Source organism: Endozoicomonas sp. NE40, assembly GCF_040549045.1.
In the GTDB taxonomy this organism is placed as follows: domain Bacteria; phylum Pseudomonadota; class Gammaproteobacteria; order Pseudomonadales; family Endozoicomonadaceae; genus Endozoicomonas_A; species Endozoicomonas_A lisbonensis.
In genome coordinates this window covers 2,282,869-2,300,846 of record NZ_JBEWTB010000002.1, presented here as the reverse complement: position 1 = coordinate 2,300,846, position 17,978 = coordinate 2,282,869, and the positions used below count along the sequence as shown (strand labels likewise).

Below are 17,978 nucleotides of genomic sequence, written 5' to 3'. Positions count from 1 at the left end.
AAAAGCACAGGTTGTGCTTTTCCGGGAAAGACTTCCTGTATCGGGGCGCTGAATTAACTGGAAGCGATCAGGTCACTTCGGGGCGGATAGTTCTTGTGAACATAGTCTTCGATCATCTGCTTGTACTCGTCAGCAATGTTTTCGCCTTTAAGCGTTTTCACTTTTTTACCGTCTACAAACACTGGCGCTGAAGGTGCTTCTCCGGTTCCTGGCAGACTGATGCCAATATTGGCATGTTTGCTCTCGCCGGGGCCGTTTACAACACAGCCCATGACGGCGACTTTCATATCTTCAACACCGACCAGCTTGTGCCTCCAGGTCACCATTTTGGTACGCAGGAAAGCATCCACTTCATCGGTCAGTACCCGGAAAAAGGTGCTGGTTGTCCGACCACAGCCGGGGCAGGCAGTGACCTCTGGCGCAAAACTGCGAACTTCCAGTGCCTGAAGAATCTGCTGGGAAACAATAACCTCACGATCACGACTGCCATTGGGTTCAGGGGTCAGTGAAGTGCGGATGGTGTTACCAATACCCTGTTGCAACAGAATGCCCATGGCGATACTGGATGCGACGATGCCTTTACTGCCCATACCCGCTTCCGTCAGCCCCAGGTGCAGGGCGTACTGGCAGCGGTCGGCGAGCATCTGGTAAACGCTGATCAGGTCCTGCACACGGGACACCTTGCAGGAGATAACAATTTTGTCCTTCCCAAGGCCGTGCTCAACCGCCGCATCGGCACTGGTGATGGCAGACAGAACCAGCGCTTCATGCAGAATTTCCTGGGACGATTTCGGATTATCCGATCGGGCGTTTTCATCCATCAAACGGGTAGACAGCTCTTTATCCAGACTGCCCCAGTTCACGCCAATACGCACAGGCTTGTCGTATTTGATGGCGACATCAATCATGGCATTGAAACGGTCGTCTTTCTTATTACCAAAACCAACGTTACCGGGATTGATACGGTATTTGTCCAGCAGCCGGGCGGTTTCGTCGTATTTGGTCAGCAGCAGGTGACCGTTGTAATGGAAGTCACCGACAATCGGCACATGGTAACCATCGGCACGCAGCTGGCGATAGATTTCAGGCACTGCGGCGGCTGCTTCTTCGGTGTTGACCGTTACCCGGACAATTTCCGAGCCAGCGTCTGCCAGCAGCTTAATCTGGGCCACGGTCTTTTCAACATCGGCGGTGTCCGTATCGGTCATGGACTGAACGACCACAGGGGCATCACCGCCTATGGTGATATGTCCAACCTTAACTGAATGGGTTTGATGGCGTGAGCCCATTAAGCTGAGTCCTCCGGGAAAGCGAGCATTAGAGAATATAAAATTCCTTCCAGTTTACCACTAATCGACAAGGGCGTACTCATAGAGACGCTTATGCGGTTTAAGTACAAAACACGATCAGAATAAATAGTGTACTGGTGTACTGTTACAGTAGTACGATTTTTTGGATTCAAGCAATGCCCAACAACCAGTGGAATCAGCTTACAGAACTATTGCATAAGCAGAGTAACGCCGGGGATCTGGAAAAGCTGTTAATGATCTTGCTGGCGCCTGAAGAGCGGGATTCTATTGCGTCCCGTTTGTCGATTCTGAAGGCCCTGTTAGACGGTAAGCAGTCCCAGCGAGAGGTCGCTGCCGGATTGGGGGTCAGCATTGCCACGATTACCAGAGGGTCGAACAATCTTAAGTCGCTGGAAGAAGCGGATAAACAATTCCTTATCAAGCAGTTTGGAATAAACGAATGAGTGAAGCAGTACTGACGGGCGTGGAAGCCCGGGGTCAGAAGCGCGGTGCGTCTGTGCTCGGGGGAGCATTGATCGTTGCCGGAACCAGTATCGGTGCAGGAATGTTTTCCCTGCCTGTGATTGCCAGCGGCGCTTGGTTTGGCTGGTCTCTGGTGTTGCTTCTGATCGGTTGGTATTGCATGTATAGCGCCGGGCTGTATTTGCTGGAAGCTAACCTTCGCCACCGGGAAGGGGCCAGCTTTGACACCATGGCTCAGGCAACACTGGGCAATGCCGGGCGTCTGGTCAATGGTCTGGCGGTGGGCTTTGTCTGTTACATTCTGACCTATGCCTACATTTCAGGTGGCAGCTCGATCATTGCACACACGCTGCAGTCAGTGGCTGGCATCAGCATCGGCTCAGAACTGGCAGGCACTCTGTTTGCACTGGTTCTGGGTTCCATCGTGGTGTTTGGCCCTATGGCAGTGGATAAAGCCACAACCGTTATGCTCGGAGCCATGGTGATTGCTTTTCTGGGGTTCAGTGGTGGCCTGATGGGCAGTGTCAGCACCGACAACCTGTTCAACGGTCTGCCTCTGTCTGAAACCAGCCCGTTTGCCCTGAGCATGATCTCCTTTATTGCGGTCAGCTATGGTTTTCAAACCTGTGTACCCAGCCTGACGAGCTACATGAAGCGTGACAGCAAGAGTCTGAAATCAGCTATCCTGATCGGCTCAGTGCTGACACTGGTCTTTTACCTGGTATGGCAGCTGGTGATTCTGGGTAACCTGTCCCGTGATCAGTTCCCGGCGATTATTGCTTCTGGCGGTAACATTGGTGATCTGGTTCTGGCTCTGGAACAGACCGGACTGAACATGAGTACTTCCAAGATGCTGCAGCTGTTCTCACATCTGGCTGTCTCAACCTCTTTCCTGGGTGTATCCATGGGGTTGTTTGACTACATTGCTGATTTCTTTGGTTTCAGCAACGACCTGCCGGGACGACTGAAAACTGCAGCAGTGACCTTTATTCCTCCGACGGTTCTGGGCGTGATGCTGCCAAATGGCTTTATTGCAGCCATCGGTTTTGCGGGTATAGGTGCTGTGACATTCAGTGTGCTGTCTCCGGTTCTGATGGCGGTTAAAGGTCGTTCAGAACGTGATGAGTTTCAGGTATCGGGCGGTAAGCCAAGAATTGCCCTGGTGTTCGGCTTTGGTCTGACGGTACTGGTTCTGGAAGTCGTCAATATGATGGGAATGCTGCCAACCTTTGGCTGATTTATAGCCCCCCCACAAACCGTTCTTTATCCTTCAAGCCTGATATGTCGCAAGATGTGTCAGGCTTTTTTATGCTTTCATGAAAGTTTTCCCATAAACGAGAAAGCATAATGGCTAAAGAAACCACCGTACGCGCCCGTATTGATGAAACCCTCAAAGAAGAGGCTGAGACGGTTCTGAAAGAGCTGGGCATCACAACGTCACAGGCTATTAATATCTACTTCAGCCAGATTGTTCTTCGTCAGGGGCTGCCGTTTGATGTGACGATACCCAAAAAGCACCTAAACTGAAGCCGTACTGAAAACCTTCCATGGGGTAGCGATTTTCCATGACCGCTCTTTTCAAAACCAGGCAAAACAAGCACAGCGCGCCTGGCGTGCAATGGATTGAACTGGATAATGGCTACAAGGTATGGACGCTCAGGGTCGGCAGTGGTGCTGTTAAAGTACTGACATTACATGGTGGTCCGGGGAGTACCCATGAATATCTGGAGTGTCTGGAGGAGTATCTGGTTCCGGCAGGCATTGAGGTCATTTTTTATGACCAGCTGGGTTCCTGGTGTTCTGACCAGCCCGATGATGACTCGCTCTGGCAGCTGGATCGCTTTGTTGATGAAATTGAGCAGGTTCGCAAAGCTCTGGATCTGGATGACTTCTACCTGTTCGGCCATTCCTGTGGTGGGTTATTTGCGATTGAGTATGCCCTGAAATACCAGACTCATTTGAAAGGGCTGGTGCTGAGCGGTATTACAGGCAGCATTCAGTCTTATGTCACTCATATTAACCATCTCAGGGAACATTTACCTGCCCCGGTCATTGAGCGACTGAAAGGGTTTGAAGACAGAGATGACCTTGACAATGAAGAGTACCAGAACCTTCTGGATGAACATCTGTACCGCCGACATATCTGCCGCCTGCCAGAATGGCCCGATGCCCTGAACCGGGCATTCGAACATTTGAACCACAAGGTTTACAACGCCATGCAGGGCAATAATGAATTCGTTTTCACTGGCAATCTGCTGGGGTGGAACCGCTGGGATGAGCTAGCTGAAATCCGAACGGCTACACTGGTGCTGGCAGGCCGCTACGACACCATGTCTCCGGATGACCAGAAGCAGATGGCATCAGTTATTCCTCACAGTCGGGTGGTGATCTGTGATAACGGCAGTCACTGTTGTATGTGGGATGACCCGGAGAATTATCGCCGTGCGTTAGTGGGCTTTTTCCGGGATGTTGAATCCGGTCGTTTGTAGACAACGCAAAGCTGAATGAAGCGATAGTTTGAAAGCAACAATAACAATATGAGGCACGCTGTGAAGCGGTTAACTGTATTTTTTGATCATCTGATGCGACGGTATCTGCCAGATCCCTTTGTTCTGGCTTTGCTACTGACGCTGGTGACTTATGGTCTCGGAGTCATGACCACCGACACCACCTCTGTGGAAATGGTTCGGTACTGGGGAGACTCTTTCTGGAAACTGATTCCCTTTACCATGCAGATGGTACTGATTCTGGTGACTGGTTATGTTCTGGCTATTGCCCCTCCTGTTCACTGGTTATTGCGAACTCTGTCCAGGCTGGCTAAAACGCCGGGGCAGGGCATTGTTCTGGTCACGCTTCTGTCATTTATTGCCTGCTGGATTAACTGGGGGTTTGGGTTAATCACCGGTGCGCTGTTTGCCCGCCATGTCGCCAGACATCGTCCGGATATTGATTACCGGCTACTGATTGCCAGCGCTTACAGTGGGTTCCTGATCTGGCATGGCGGTTTGTCAGGTTCAGTACCTCTTACCATTGCCACTGAAAATCATTTTATGGCGAATGTCATGGGCGTGGTTCCTACCTCTGAAACATTGTTCGCTCTCTTTAATCTGGTGATTCTTGGGGTTCTGCTGGTGGTCATGCCACTGCTGAACCGCTGGATGATGGCGCATCTGGATCATACTGTCACCGTCGATCCCGAATTGCTGAAGGATGCCCCTATAACAGAGTTTGAGCCTGTCGATACGCCAGCCCGTCAGCTTGAACACAGTCGTCTGCTGGTGCTGTTACCTGCATTAATGGGGCTGGCTTACCTGTTGATTTATTTCACCGGGCCGGGGGCAACCCTGAGCCTGAACAGTGTGAACTTTCTGTTTCTGATGCTTGGTCTGCTGCTGCATGGTCATGTTGGGCGTTTTCTGGACGCGGTCAGCCAGAGTGTCAAAGGGGCTGGCGGCATTATCATTCAGTTCCCATTGTATGCAGGCATCATGGGGATGATGATGTCCTCCGGTCTTGGAGCTTCGATCACCCACTTCTTTGTGAGCATTTCTTCCGTAGACTCCTTTGCCTTGCTGACGTTTCTCAGTGCTGGCCTGTTAAACCTGTTTATTCCTTCTGGTGGCGGACAGTGGGCGGTGCAGGCACCCATTATGATTCCTGCGGCGCTGGAACTGGGGGTAGAACCCGCTAAAGCCGCCATGGCCATTGCCTGGGGGGATGCCTGGACCAATATGATTCAGCCCTTCTGGGCATTGCCTGCATTAGCTGTTGCCGGACTACAGGCAAGGGACATAATGGGGTTCTGTATTATGCACTTGCTGGTCAGCGGGGTAGTGATTGGCAGTGTGCTTTATTTCATGTGAAAACCGCTTTAAGAAGACCTTCTAAGGTTTCTGTTCTGCAGACCGATTAAAAAGGCAGATGCCGGATAAAGGCTAAATGCCTTTATCCTCAACCGGTCACGCAAGGGACACAGGGACGTGGGAATGTCTAAGGGAATGATTGTGCAAGCAAAAGGACTTGTTTGCACAGCGCTCAGCACCGTTTTTTTTCTGACTGCTACTCAGTCTGTCATGGCTGTAACCCTTGGTACGGGAGATGATCCTTACAAGCTGACAGTTGACAGTTCCAGCGTGATTACCATTGATGGAAGCTGGAGTGCATCAAAAGGCGATGCAATGATTACCATCAACGCAAAGTCTGCAGGTATTCGAATTAAGCAGGGGGGAAGCATCGATAACCAATCATCTCCTCCTGCAGAAGCTATTTATGTCAGTAATAGCGGCACTCTGGCAGGTACACTGACGAATGAAGGTGCGATTCAGGACGGTGTTTTTATCTCTGGCCGTTTGGCAGGTACGCTGACGAATGAAGGTGCGATTCAGGGCGGTGTTTTTATCTCTGGCCGTTCAACTCATCAAACTGGTAAGGCTTACTATAGCCAAGGCAACACAGGGAACTGGGCAAGTTTGCGGGGGAGTTATACCGTCCTGAACGGCGGTGTTACCGAGGCTATGAACGACCATGCCGTGTTTTTGGATGATCACTCCTATATCGATTCTATCGAGGTTGGTTCCGGCAGTACCCTGAAAACAACAGGTGATGGTACTGCTGCGGTTTATGTGAATCAAAATGCAGAAATTGGTGGTTCCAGGTCAGGAAAAAGCGAATCAGATTCTGTTTTTACCATTGAAGGCACTTTGAGTTCGTCTCGGGGGCAAGCCATTAATATCGCGGGTTCTGCAACGGGTAAGCTGCATGTTTCTTCGACCGGCACCTTGTCGGGTAAAGGAGGGGGCATGCCAGACGGGGCTGCTTTGCTGGTCACTGGTACTTACACCGGGAACTATGAAAACAAAGGGGATATCAAGGGGGGTATTTTTATCAGTGGCACCCATAATCCAACAAGTGGAATGGCTTATGAGGCTCTTGGTACTGTCAATGATCCTGCTACTCTGTCAGGCGGCTATGCGACATTCGCCGGTGGTGTCTCCAGATCCAACGATGATCATGCAGTCTATCTGAATGACCATTCCATGACTGATTTTGTTGTCGCAACAGGAGAAAACCCTGCTGGTGGAAAAAGTGCTATTGAAGCTATGGCTTCAGGTAAGAGTGCAATCTATGTTGCCAATGGCGCTCAGCTGGGTGGCCTTGCCGGTCGGACTGAAAAGGATGCCGCCATTATTGCCAAAGACGGTGGCACGATTAAGGCGATGGGTGACAGTGACAGCGGTGTGATTACGGTTAAAGGGGATCTGATTGGTAAGGTTTATGTGGATAATGGCTTTATCACGGCTTCCAGCCCCGGCAATGTTTCACTGGATTTCACCACTTCCAACAAGCCGATGCTGTTTGAGCAGGTAGGGAATAATTCCAAAACGACCGGTACCATTCTGGCCAGTGCGCAGCATCAAAGTGACTGGGTAGCATTCCGGGGTGGCAGTTTCGAAGGTGAGACGATACAGAACGTTGACCATCTGGTTGTCAGTACTATCACCAAGGGAGTCGCCATGTCGGGTAACTTTACGTTGCCCGCCCAGATAACGGTTGAGCTTGTAAAACAGGAAAAGCTTGACGAAAGGGGCAATGTGGTGGAAGAAAATGGTATTCCGGTTTACGAATTCAACGGCAATGCCCTGATGACCGTATCAGGTCGATTAGATGCTTTGGGAACGGGCAGTAATATTCAGTTCAAGCCTGCATCCACCACCGAATATAATCTGGTTAAAAGCGGTGTAACACTGACGGTGGTCGACCCGAACAGTATTGATGGTGCAGTGGCCGGACGTGTCACGGTCGATTCTGGTAGCTTTCTGGTGGAAGCCACTGAGATCTACAGTGACATCAATGGTGACAAAAAGTTGCAGGTTCAACTGAAATCCAGAGATGCCAACGATGTCAAACAGTTAGTCATGAAATCCGGCACCAGCCCGAGGGCATCAGAAGTGTTTAGTAAAGCGGTAGATGTTATCAGTGCCGATACCTATGCCGATGCGACCAAAGGCAACAAGGTTTTTGCCAGACTGAATGCAACGGATTATGACGTTAAACAGCTGGCCGGGCAGATTCAGCCCCGGGTGTCCGGAGAGGTTCAGAAAGCGTCTCAGGCTGTTGCCAATACGGCTCACAATATCGTGTTCAACCGGATACACGGCTTGCGTCGTGGTATCAGCTATGGCGACCAGTTTTCTGACGGGGCGCTCTGGGGGCAGATGTTGTACAACAGTGGCAAACAGGACGACGTAGATGGTGAGCCGGGCTTTGAAAGCCAGACATGGGGCATAACCCTTGGAGCCGATGCCGAGCTTGAGCCTGCAATCAGAACGGGGCTGGCGGTTTCACTGGTGCGCAGTACTGTTGATGGCAATGAGACTAGCAATAACAAAAATTATGGTTATCTGGCCACCTGGTACAACAGCTGGAATGGACGGGGCTATTTTCTCGATACCATGTTGTCCATGGGCAGCTCGGCAAACGATATGACAAAAGTGGTTGATGGTTACCGTGTAAAAGCCGATTTTACGGTTGACCAGTGGGGAGCCAGAGTCATTGGCGGCAACAGCTGGCGCATAGGCAGCTGGACGATTTCTCCTCAGGCCGAATTTAACTATGGCCTGATCAGGGCTCAGGACTATGAAGAGAAAGGCGACAGTGGGTTTGAACAGAAAATCCAGAGCAAAGATTACAATACCTGGGAGCTGGGCGGTGGCATGAAGTTCAATGGCGACTTCTGGTTTCGCAGTAGCGTCATAAAGCCTGAGCTTGCTTTCATGGGGTATTACGACTTTGGTACCGACGGTATGATTGTTAAGTCCACTTATCTTGCCGGAGGGGACTCTTTTATCGTCACCGGGCCTGACCGGGATAAACTGCGCCTGCATATGGGGCTGGGGCTGGGGCTACAGTTGACCAACAGCTGGGCATTCCACACTGGCTATAACGTTAACTGGAAAAAGAATTACCGGTCTCACAGCTTTTCCGCTAAAGCCCGTTATGAATTCTGACCCTTCTTTTCTGATAACGACATACCCGTTACACTCGTTCCAGACCTGAAAGAATAAAGACCGGACTGAATCATGATTAAACTCTGTGCTGTTGATGAGCTGGCAAACCCTGGCAGCAAAGGTTTCCACAATGAAAAAGGGCATGTTTTTGTGGTTCGGCAGGATGATGAAGTCTACGTTTATGAAAACAGCTGCCCCCATCTTGGCATTAATCTGGAGTGGCAAGAAGACCAGTTTCTGGATTCGGAACAGAGGCTGATTCAATGCTCAACCCATGGCGCCCTTTTTCTGATTCACAGCGGTGAATGCATTGCCGGCCCATGCCCGGGGGAAAAGCTCAACAAAATTCCCCACGAAATCCATGAGGGTGTCATATACCTCCCATAACCTGAAACATCTGCAGTACAATGCTGGCACTGACATAAAGACAGTGTAATCAGCATTTATGAATAAACCTCTGGCTTCGTCCTTCGAACAAATCGTCAACAGTCGTCGTGCTGTTCGTAAATATGAACAGGATACACCGTTTGACCATGAGGCAGTCAGGAAAGCGATTGAACTGGCGACTCTGGCGCCAAACAGCTCCAACATGCAGCTGTGGGAATTCCATCGGGTGATTTCTTCAGAAGCCCGCGAACAGGTGGCTCGCTGCTGTATGGGGCAGAGTGCTGCCAGAATGGCCAGGGAGCTGGTGGTGATTGTGGTACGGCCCGACAAGTGGAAAAAACACGCCCACATTAATGCCGGCAAGATTCGTGAAGCCTACAAAGACCAGAACGACGCTAAAGCCCGAAGGGCTCATGGTTATTATGAGAAGCTGATTCCCATGTTATATAACAATGATCGTTTTGGTGTTCGGGGGGCGGTTCGTAAACTGTTGACCTTCCTGCGGGGGTTGTCCAGACCCACCGTCAGGGAGGTGTCCCGCAGTGATGTGAGGGTCAGTATTCATAAAAGTGCAGGGCTGGCAGCGATGACATTCATGTATGCCATGAAGTCCCGGGGATACGACACCTGCCCACTGGAAGGCTTTGACTCCAGGCGGGTCAAAACCTGTCTTGGTTTGCCCGGCGGTTCCGAAATCACCATGATCATTGGCTGTGGTAAAGGCACCAGTGACGGGGTTTACAGTGAACGGTTTCGAGTGCCGCTGGATGAGGTGATGTTTGAACACTGAACAGTTCAAACCGTGTGAACTGTTCAGGTGCAAAAATCAGTCATCAAGCCCAAAGTCGGCTTTCTGTTTCATAATGTCGCGGCGCTGTTTTTTGTCCGGACGCCGCTCTGGTCTTGGTGTAGCACCACGCAGGGTTTTGCGCTGTTCGGCACTGGCTTCACGCCGGGCAATGCTGTTGGCTGTTTCTTCGTAAAGCTGCTGGGCGATGTCTGCTTTCTGCCGTTTGTCGCTCAGCGCCCGTACGATCACGGTTTTTTCGTCCCAGCCCACCCGCAGGCGCAGTTCGTCGCCCACTTTGGGCTCTTTGCCCGGTTTGCAGCGGCTACCGTTCAGGTGTACCTTGCCGCCATCAATGGCTTCCTTGGCAATGTTGCGGGTTTTATAGAAACGTGCCGCCCACAGCCATTTGTCCAGGCGAATTTTGCTGTCAGACTTGTTGTTCAATTTGCTGTTGGATTGACTCATACTGTTTTTTCAGAAGCGATTTTTTCAGGGGCAATTTTTTCAGGGGAGATGGTTGCAGGGGTAATTAACTCTCTGAAGTCTTCGACAGCCTCATAGCCCTGTGTATCCCATGCCCCTTTTTTGCTGTCAGGATAACGTACGGCCAGCAGGTGGCGAATTCCATAGGTTCTGGCGGAATTCAGGATTCGTACACTGTCGTCAATAAACAAAGCCTTCTCCTTATCAAGACTGATATCGACTTCCAGATTCTGCCAGAATGCCTGGGATTCTTTCGGGTAGCCATAGTCGTGAGAGCTGATTAAACGGTCAAAATAGTGCGCCATCGACAGTCGTTCAAGTTTGATCGACAGACTGTTCGGATGAGCGTTGGTGATCATAATCACCTGTTTGCCGCGTTCTTTCAGGCTGTGAAGAAATTCCCGGGCATTTGGACGAAAAGATATGAGGTGGTTGATCTCATTTTTCAAGGCTACGATGTCCAGGTTCAGCTCCTTTTCCCAGAAATCCAGGCAGTACCACTGTAACCTGCCTTCCTGCTGGGCAAAGCGGGGTTCCAGTTCATTTTTCGACTGCATGACCGTGATGCTGTGCCTTTCAGCGTATTTCTGAGGTACGTATTCCTGCCAGAAATAATTGTCGAAGTGCAGGTCCAGCAAGGTGCCGTCCATATCCAGCAGGACGGTATTGATAGCATTCCAGTTAATCATTTGGAAAGACTCTTCTGTGATGGCCAAATTGCGATAGCGAGGATGGGCAATCATTGCCTTATAATAACGCCTCAGTTTGAGACTGGGAACGATGACAACAAATGACCACAGATAAGGAAAAACCCAGGATTAAGTCCTGTACCGAAATTGCCCGTACCCGTTTATTCCGGGTTGAAGCACTGGAACTGGAGTTCTCTAACGGTGAACAACGTACCTATGAACGACTGGCCGGGTCTGGCAGTGGTCATAAAGCCGTTATGGTAGTGCCGATGCTGGATGATAACCGCTTCCTGCTGGTTAAAGAGTTTGCGGCTGGCACCGGGGATTATCAGCTCAGTCTGCCTAAAGGTCTGGTGGAACTGGATGAGACACTGTTTGAAGGGGCAGACCGGGAGTTAAAAGAAGAGGCAGGCTATGGTGCCAGACAGTGGGATTACATTACTGACTTTACTGTGTCGCCCAATTATATGAAGAACCATATCCATGTTGTTCTGGCACGTGACCTGTATCCTGATCGGCTCGAAGGGGATGAGCCGGAACTCATGGAGGTAGTCGAATGGTCATTTGATCGTCTGCAGGCGTTGAATGATCGTCCGGACTTTTCAGAAGCCCGGACGCTGGCAGCTTTGTACCTGGTGCGGGATAAACTGCAGGACGGTTTGCTCTGAACATAACCTTCAATCTGGAGTGATGATGAACGACTTGATCAAGGCTGTAAGAGAAATCGCCCGCAAGGCGGGAGAAGTCATTCTCGAAGTGTATGAAAAGCAGGAGCTGGGCATTCAGAAAAAAGCCGATGCAACGCCTGTCACCCTGGCGGACTTCCGGGCCAATGAAGTGATTGAAAAACATCTGCTGCGTCTGAATGTGGGCTATCCCATTCTTTCTGAAGAATCCACCCATGCCGACCTGTCTGTGCGGCAGACCTGGCGTCGCTACTGGCTGGTGGACCCTCTGGATGGTACGCAGGAATTCATTAATGGTAATGGACAGTTCACGGTCAACATTGCCCTGATGGAGCAAGCAGACAATGGGTGCAGCTATCCGCTGTTTGGTGTCGTGCATGTACCCGTCACGAATACGATCTATTGGGGAGGCAGACAGTCCGGTGCATTCAAGCAGGTTGGCAATAAACCGGTTGAAAGTATTAAGCCCCGGTCGTTAGACAGCGACAATGTGGTGGTTCTGGGTAGCCGTACTTATGGCACCACGGGTGCGGCGGCGTTTATTGAACAGCTCAGGGAAATCTATCCGGGCCTTACTGCCAGAAAGGTAGGCAGCGCTTTAAAAAGTTGTCTGGTGGCTGAAGGTGAAGCGGATATTTATCCTCGTATCGGACCAACCTCAGAATGGGATACTGCTGCCGTTCAGGGCGTTGTGGAAGGTGCTGGTGGGGTGTTGCTGAATCCTGCTGGCGAACGTTTTGCCTACAACTTCAAGGACAACCTGTTGAATTCGGATTTTCTGGTGATTGGTGACACGTCAATGGACTGGCAATCTTTCTGGAATCCGGATGCGTTACAGCAATTGAGTTGATTTTCTGACGTTTACTTCCTCATAAAGTGATCAGCTTTCTGAGGAAGCAAACTCTTTAGAAAAAAGCTCTTTAAAAAACAAGCTCATTAAAAAACATAGTGGATATGGTCGGCTTCTATGGTGGGCTTTTTATCTTCGCTATGCTTTACCGTGCCTTTGATGACCGTAGCTTCCCTGAAAGGAATGCCCTGCTCGGGAACGGCATGGGTATCAATTTTGATATGAATATCGCCACTTTCACCGCGAAACAGATAGGTGCTGCACTTTATTTTTCGAATGATTTCACCGGAAATTTTCACCAGTTCCTGATCAGTGGGGTTGGCAAGCACTTCTTCAATAGAGTGATCTTCGTAATCGACCCTGGTGTCTGCACTGGCTGGTTGATCAGGCTCTTCGCCGGAGTGTGCTGCAGGCTCTGCTGACCAGATTCCAGTCGTAAATACTGTTAATAACGCCAGCCCCGCAACACTAAAAAATAGAGTTTTCATTCACATTCATCCTTGAAAAGCTTCTACTCTGAGAATAGCTTCTTATGCCTGTCGCAGCGATGAGTCAGAGTAAGCGTTATTGAATCGGGGAGAGTAAAGTGGAAAAAGTGTTAATCAGTGCCTGCCTGTTGGGAAGGCCAGTGCGTTATAACGGCAAGTCACTGACTGTTGAGAGTAAACATCTGAACGAGTGGCAGCAGCAGGGGCGACTGGTGGCTATTTGCCCGGAAATGGAAGGCGGGTTGTCTGTTCCCAGGGCAGCTGCAGAAATTGTGGATGGGCAGGCAGGCGATGTAGTGGACGGCACTGCGGAGGTCATCACCATTGAGGGTGATAATGTCACTTCCCCGTTTATGCGTGGAGCCCAAAAGGTATTGTCATTGTGCCAGATGCATAACATTAAAATAGCCATACTGGCTGAAGGCAGCCCTTCTTGCGGCTCTACAGAGGTGTATGACGGTTCATTTTCAGGACGGCGGATTGCGGGAATGGGGGTGACGTCTGCTCTGCTGGAACGGCATGGTGTTGAGGTGTTCAGCCAGTTTCAGTTAGCCAGTGCCTGTCATTATCTTAACCGGATTGAAGCGGTAGCCGGTAAAAGGTCTTGATGGGTTTCGCAAGAGAATGAGGACTATTGTCGATAGATCAAAAAGCCCCCTGTGTTAGTCTTTCTGCCTGCTATGTTTCCGGAATGAATGAAAATGATCAACCGACTTCCTGCCTGGGTGTGGTTCGGTGGTATTTTGCTGACTTTCTCGGCAGGGGTGGTCAATGCGATTGCATATCTCAGTTTTACCAATCAGGCAGTTACGCACGTAACCGGCTCTATCACGCTGGCTTCTGTCGGGATGGCTCAGGGCGACTGGCTGAGTGTCGGGCGCTTGCTGGCGGTGGTGCTGGCATTTTTTATGGGTGCTTTTCTCAGTGGTTTGATTATCAAGGGCGAAACGCTGCGGCTGGGGCGGGGTTATGGTTTTATCCTGCTGCTTGAATCCTGCCTGTTGATGATTTCGTTATGGTTGTACCATCACAGCTCTTTCAGTGGCCAGCTGGTGGCATCGCTAGCCTGTGGCCTGCAGAACGCTATGGTCAGCACCTTCAGTGGCGCGGTACTGAGAACCACTCACATGACTGGCATACTGACCGACATTGGTGCCAAGCTTGGGCGCTGGTTACGGGGCGCTCCCATGGATAAACGACGATTGCTTCTTTATTGTCTGCTGTTGGCAGGATTTACAACGGGTGGTGCTTTCGGAGCTTTACTGTTTACTCATCTGCTTTATAACAGCCTGATGATTCCAGCCCTGATCACAGCTTTTGCCGGCATAGCCTATATGATCCATGTCATCAGACTTCGCAGGCAGCAAAAGAGTCTCTATATCGCTGGCTGATGTCAGTGGTACAGTAACCGGGTAACTCTGTTCAACAATATTAATAAACGACATAAACGAGTTATCCAGTTATGAAACATACTTTTTCCGTTGTCTATTTTCTGCTTGCTGGTCTCTATATTGCCTTTATCGAGCAACTGCCTGGTTACATGGGGGCGGGCGTTAAGGCTTTGCCGATTGTTCTTTTGATGTTTCTGGTATCGTGGCGGTTAGCTGGTGTCTGGCGCAGCGCAATGGTAGTGGCCCTGTTGTTTTCAGCAGCAGGTGATGTTTTGCTGGCGCTTGACTCTGGTGGCTCTGGTGATAAGAGTGACAGTCATCTGTTTATTGCCGGGTTGGGCAGTTTTTTAATGGCCCAGCTGGTGTATGCCGGGCTGTTCTGGACGCACCGTGCATCTGGCCAGAATCGGGTCGGGTTGTCGATCTTTGCCTTTGTGTTTATGTCGGTTGCAGGTATGTTGGTTGTGCCGTATACCGGTGACATGCAGGCACCTGTTATGGCTTACATATTGGCTATTGGCGCTATGTTGATGGGGGCTGCTGTTTGTGATCGTCCGGTAAATCGTCTGTTTGCCGGGGCGCTTCTGTTTGCCCTGTCTGACCTGGTTATTGCTGTGAACAAGTTTATTGTGCCTTTTGCCTGGGCGGGTATTGTGATCATGGCCACCTATTATTTGGCGCAGTATTTTATTGTGGCCGGAGTGCTGGCGGAGGCTGATAAAGATTAATCCGGAAGGTTCATAGCATTAAAAAAGCCGAAGCAGGCGAACCGGCTTCGGCTTTATACGATCTTTCGATCAGCGAGTCAGATAGGTGTGCATGAATTCAGTAATACCTGCCATGTCTTCGATGGCAATGTATTCTTCAGTTGTATGTACTTTAGCCATGCCGGTAGACAGGTTAACCGTTTTGATGCCTTTTTCGCTGAAAATGTTCGCGTCGCTGCCACCACCGGTTGGCATGGTTTTGCCTTCAAAACCTGCTTCTGCAAAGGCAGCTTTTACCTCTTCAACCAGTGGATCGTTATCTGCCATCTGGAAAGCGTTGTAAGCGCGGGTAGAAATGATTTCGATTTCAGCACCGTGCTTTTCGGCAGCCGCTTCAAAGGTGTTTACCATGTGTTCGACCTGGGCAGACAGCTTGTCGTCGTTGGTAGAGCGGGCTTCTGCTTCGATGAACAGCTCAGGCATAACAATGTTAGTGGCCTGGCCACCTTTTACCACGCCGATGTTAGCAGTGGTTTCTTCGTCGATGCGCGACAGCTTCATGTTGGTGATAGCATCTGCAGCAACGGTCAGGGCATTGATGCCTTCTTCCGGAGCAAGACCTGCATGAGCTGGACGACCAGTGATGTTTACTTTGATGTTCTGCTGGCCCGGTGCAACGGTAATGATGGTTCCGATTGGGCCGCCTGAATCCAGAACAATACCGTTTTTTGACTCTACGTGAGACATGTCAAAGTGCTTGGAACCGTGCAGGCCGCCTTCTTCATGGACGGTAAAGGCGAGTTCGATGGTTTTGTGTTTCAAACCCTGTTCCTTAATGGAACGAACCGCTTCCATAATAGCGGCGATACCGGACTTGTCATCACCACCCAGGATGGTGTTGCCAGCAGAGCGGATGATGCCGTTTTCAATCACTGGTTCAATATCGTTACCAGGAGTGACGGTGTCCATATGGCTGCTCAACAAAATATTGCCTTCCAGATCGCCCGGCAGGTTTGCGTAGATGTTGAAGCCGTTGGAAATGTCAGCAGGAACAGGCAGCTTTTCAACGCGGAAACCCATCTCGGCCAGTTGCTCAGCCAGAGCTTCGGCAATCGCCTTTTCGTTGCGGGACTCGCTGTTGATCTTCACCAGGTCAATGAAGTGCTGGACAAGTCTGTCTTGATTGATCTTGGACATAGTACACCTTCTTCAGGCCTTTCAGCCCGAGACAACCAGTTATTATGATGAGTGAGACTCAACGATAATTTATTTTTGTACTTGTGGTTATATGGTGAAATACTTACGGAAAAATATTTTAGAAGGATTCTAAGGATTTGTAACGAAGAGGTTTTTGGATATATTGCAAGGTATTTATCATTGTGATGATCTTAATAATTGATAACGTTAATGTAAAAAATAATTAATAGCGGTAAGTTCTTATAGGTGTGTGGGTTGGCGCAGTTTCGATTCTTCCTACTTTTTTTTAGAATTGGTAAAGATAAAAGTTGTTTTCCTGTTGTATCAACATATACATACTGCATTGGCTGGAAGGGCATTTCTATGCTCTTTTTTATTGAGTATTTTTCAGCCAGTAAAAGATAAGTTGATGGACGGTAGTGTGCTTTGTTGATAACAGGTTGTTTTATATTGATGTATTTAAAAAACAACATAAAAAGTTTTTCAGAAAATAAAAATGTATCTTAAATGATTAATCATGCATCTTGTAACTTATCTGGTCAAAAAATAACAAGGGCAAGGGAATAATGATAGATGTGATTGTTTGTTTAATAAATGATCATTTGCTTGTTTTTTATGCTGGGTTGTATTGTCCTTAAAGAAACCCGAACTACAACCACAACTTGTGTGCCGGAAAACCTTTCCGGCCATTCAATCAGGTTTATGAAAAACCCGAACTGATTTTAAAATCACTACACAAACGGTCAAAAAACCAGTACCTAAATTATCCGAACTGTTTAAAGCCTTGGCTTGCATAGCTTGCAGACAATATCAGTCAACTGTTTGAATTTAGAATATTGCGCGTCTTGTGACGTGCAATGCGTCAATCCAGAGGTAGTCATTCTGTATAAAGAGCGACTTAGGTACAGCCTTAGAGGCACAAAGCCTGAAGTTCTTTTTCTATACAAGAATGTAAAATCAGCCAAAAGAGAAAGAACAATATAATTGTCTGATAGAATAGAAAGTATACTACATGTGTTAGCTGATTTCTCTTGTAGTGTGTGATCATTATATCACTTCAGGGCTATTGAAAACCGGGTTTTAAGCTCATGTGCCACAAGAGCTGTTCCATCAAATGATGGTTATAAATAATCTGGTTTTTGATTCACGAACAAGCAGGGTTTTACCACCAAATGGTGGTTACATAAAATTTAGTTTTAATTAGCGACTCGCAAGAGCAGTGTCGTCATAAAGGCGGTTTAGTTTTTAATTCGAATAAAATTTTAATGGAAAAACGTTCTTCATCTCAAATACAAATAGCTGTGATTCATGGTGATGGTTTCCTTTAAATAGTCGAACTAAATAGCACCTCAAACCCTTATAAACAGGTCTGTTTGTGCAAGGTTCATTCGAGAATTAGCCGAACTAATTTTTTGATCTGTCAAATTTATATAATTTTAGCTTTCCTTTGTTATCCGAACTTTTCATAGGCCTTGATTCTCAGTAGTTGTAGCCTTTCTCCAACTCTATTAAAGTGCCGAATAATAAACGA

The 17,978-nt window shown here is 49.0% G+C and carries 18 protein-coding genes; 13 read left to right on the top strand and 5 right to left on the bottom strand.

What is annotated here, in order from left to right; all coding sequences use genetic code 11:
* Positions 1-53: 53 nt before the first annotated feature.
* The gene (gene ispG / locus V5J35_RS11460; protein WP_354007269.1) at positions 54-1,289 is read right to left on the bottom strand and encodes a flavodoxin-dependent (E)-4-hydroxy-3-methylbut-2-enyl-diphosphate synthase; all 1,236 of its coding nucleotides are present in this window, start codon (positions 1,287-1,289) and stop codon (positions 54-56) included.
* A 176-nt stretch (positions 1,290-1,465) separates the two neighbouring features.
* Here ispG and trpR point away from each other — a divergent pair, with 176 nt between their 5' ends.
* The 8 genes from trpR (at position 1,466) to V5J35_RS11420 (ending at position 9,956) form a co-directional block, all read left to right on the top strand.
* Positions 1,466-1,753, top strand: coding sequence for a trp operon repressor (trpR, locus tag V5J35_RS11455; protein WP_354007268.1), 288 nt, complete (start codon positions 1,466-1,468; stop codon positions 1,751-1,753).
* Positions 1,750-3,009, top strand: coding sequence for an aromatic amino acid transport family protein (locus tag V5J35_RS11450; protein ID WP_354007267.1), 1,260 nt, complete (start codon positions 1,750-1,752; stop codon positions 3,007-3,009). The genes trpR and V5J35_RS11450 overlap by 4 nt, the downstream gene beginning before the upstream one ends.
* 110 nt (positions 3,010-3,119) lie before the next feature.
* The gene (locus V5J35_RS11445) at positions 3,120-3,299 is read left to right on the top strand and encodes a type II toxin-antitoxin system RelB/DinJ family antitoxin (protein ID WP_354007266.1); all 180 of its coding nucleotides are present in this window, start codon (positions 3,120-3,122) and stop codon (positions 3,297-3,299) included.
* 38 nt (positions 3,300-3,337) lie between these two features.
* On the top strand, positions 3,338-4,261 hold the full coding sequence (locus V5J35_RS11440; RefSeq protein ID WP_354007265.1) for a proline iminopeptidase-family hydrolase: 924 nt from the start codon (positions 3,338-3,340) through the stop codon (positions 4,259-4,261).
* 60 nt (positions 4,262-4,321) lie between these two features.
* Positions 4,322-5,635, top strand: a complete 1,314-nt coding sequence (locus V5J35_RS11435; RefSeq protein WP_354007264.1) for a short-chain fatty acid transporter — start codon at positions 4,322-4,324, stop codon at positions 5,633-5,635.
* Between the two features lie 123 nt (positions 5,636-5,758).
* The gene (locus V5J35_RS11430) at positions 5,759-8,779 is read left to right on the top strand and encodes an autotransporter family protein (RefSeq protein ID WP_354007263.1); all 3,021 of its coding nucleotides are present in this window, start codon (positions 5,759-5,761) and stop codon (positions 8,777-8,779) included.
* Between the two features lie 72 nt (positions 8,780-8,851).
* Positions 8,852-9,166 (top strand): Rieske (2Fe-2S) protein, encoded by a 315-nt coding sequence (locus V5J35_RS11425; protein ID WP_354007262.1) that lies wholly within the window; start codon positions 8,852-8,854, stop codon positions 9,164-9,166.
* A gap of 58 nt (positions 9,167-9,224) precedes the next feature.
* Positions 9,225-9,956 carry a nitroreductase family protein gene (locus V5J35_RS11420; protein ID WP_354007261.1) on the top strand — a complete coding sequence of 244 codons (732 nt, stop codon included), beginning with the start codon at positions 9,225-9,227 and terminating at the stop codon, positions 9,954-9,956.
* A gap of 36 nt (positions 9,957-9,992) precedes the next feature.
* Here V5J35_RS11420 and hslR read toward each other — a convergent pair whose 3' ends face one another.
* Together hslR and yrfG are read right to left on the bottom strand one after the other, a co-directional pair.
* A complete protein-coding gene (hslR, locus tag V5J35_RS11415; protein ID WP_354007260.1) occupies positions 9,993-10,421 on the bottom strand; it encodes a ribosome-associated heat shock protein Hsp15 in 429 nt (142 codons plus the stop codon).
* Positions 10,418-11,128, bottom strand: a complete 711-nt coding sequence (gene yrfG, locus V5J35_RS11410; protein ID WP_354007259.1) for a GMP/IMP nucleotidase — start codon at positions 11,126-11,128, stop codon at positions 10,418-10,420. Before yrfG ends, hslR begins: the two co-directional genes overlap by 4 nt.
* A 101-nt stretch (positions 11,129-11,229) precedes the next feature.
* Between yrfG and nudE the strand changes: the two genes are divergently transcribed.
* Both nudE and cysQ read left to right on the top strand, forming a co-directional pair.
* Complete coding sequence (nudE, locus tag V5J35_RS11405; protein WP_354007258.1) at positions 11,230-11,796, top strand: ADP compounds hydrolase NudE; 567 nt, start codon at positions 11,230-11,232, stop codon at positions 11,794-11,796.
* Positions 11,797-11,821: 25 nt separating this feature from the next.
* A complete protein-coding gene (gene cysQ / locus V5J35_RS11400; RefSeq protein WP_354007257.1) occupies positions 11,822-12,664 on the top strand; it encodes a 3'(2'),5'-bisphosphate nucleotidase CysQ in 843 nt (280 codons plus the stop codon).
* A gap of 86 nt (positions 12,665-12,750) precedes the next feature.
* Here cysQ and V5J35_RS11395 read toward each other — a convergent pair whose 3' ends face one another.
* Positions 12,751-13,152 carry a NirD/YgiW/YdeI family stress tolerance protein gene (locus V5J35_RS11395; RefSeq protein WP_354007256.1) on the bottom strand — a complete coding sequence of 134 codons (402 nt, stop codon included), beginning with the start codon at positions 13,150-13,152 and terminating at the stop codon, positions 12,751-12,753.
* Positions 13,153-13,250: 98 nt separating this feature from the next.
* Here V5J35_RS11395 and V5J35_RS11390 point away from each other — a divergent pair, with 98 nt between their 5' ends.
* The 3 genes from V5J35_RS11390 to V5J35_RS11380 all read left to right on the top strand — a co-directional run bounded on the left by V5J35_RS11390 (position 13,251) and on the right by V5J35_RS11380 (position 15,271).
* Positions 13,251-13,760: a 2-thiouracil desulfurase family protein gene (locus V5J35_RS11390; RefSeq protein ID WP_354007255.1), complete on the top strand. Its 510-nt coding sequence runs from the start codon at positions 13,251-13,253 to the stop codon at positions 13,758-13,760.
* A gap of 93 nt (positions 13,761-13,853) precedes the next feature.
* Positions 13,854-14,543: a YoaK family protein gene (locus V5J35_RS11385; RefSeq protein WP_354007254.1), complete on the top strand. Its 690-nt coding sequence runs from the start codon at positions 13,854-13,856 to the stop codon at positions 14,541-14,543.
* A 71-nt stretch (positions 14,544-14,614) separates the two neighbouring features.
* Positions 14,615-15,271 carry a lysoplasmalogenase gene (locus V5J35_RS11380; RefSeq protein WP_354007253.1) on the top strand — a complete coding sequence of 219 codons (657 nt, stop codon included), beginning with the start codon at positions 14,615-14,617 and terminating at the stop codon, positions 15,269-15,271.
* A 69-nt stretch (positions 15,272-15,340) separates the two neighbouring features.
* On the opposite strand, the gene V5J35_RS11375 is transcribed toward V5J35_RS11380, so the two are convergent.
* Positions 15,341-16,447 carry a M20/M25/M40 family metallo-hydrolase gene (locus V5J35_RS11375; protein ID WP_354007252.1) on the bottom strand — a complete coding sequence of 369 codons (1,107 nt, stop codon included), beginning with the start codon at positions 16,445-16,447 and terminating at the stop codon, positions 15,341-15,343.
* Between the last annotated feature and the right edge of the window lie 1,531 nt (positions 16,448-17,978).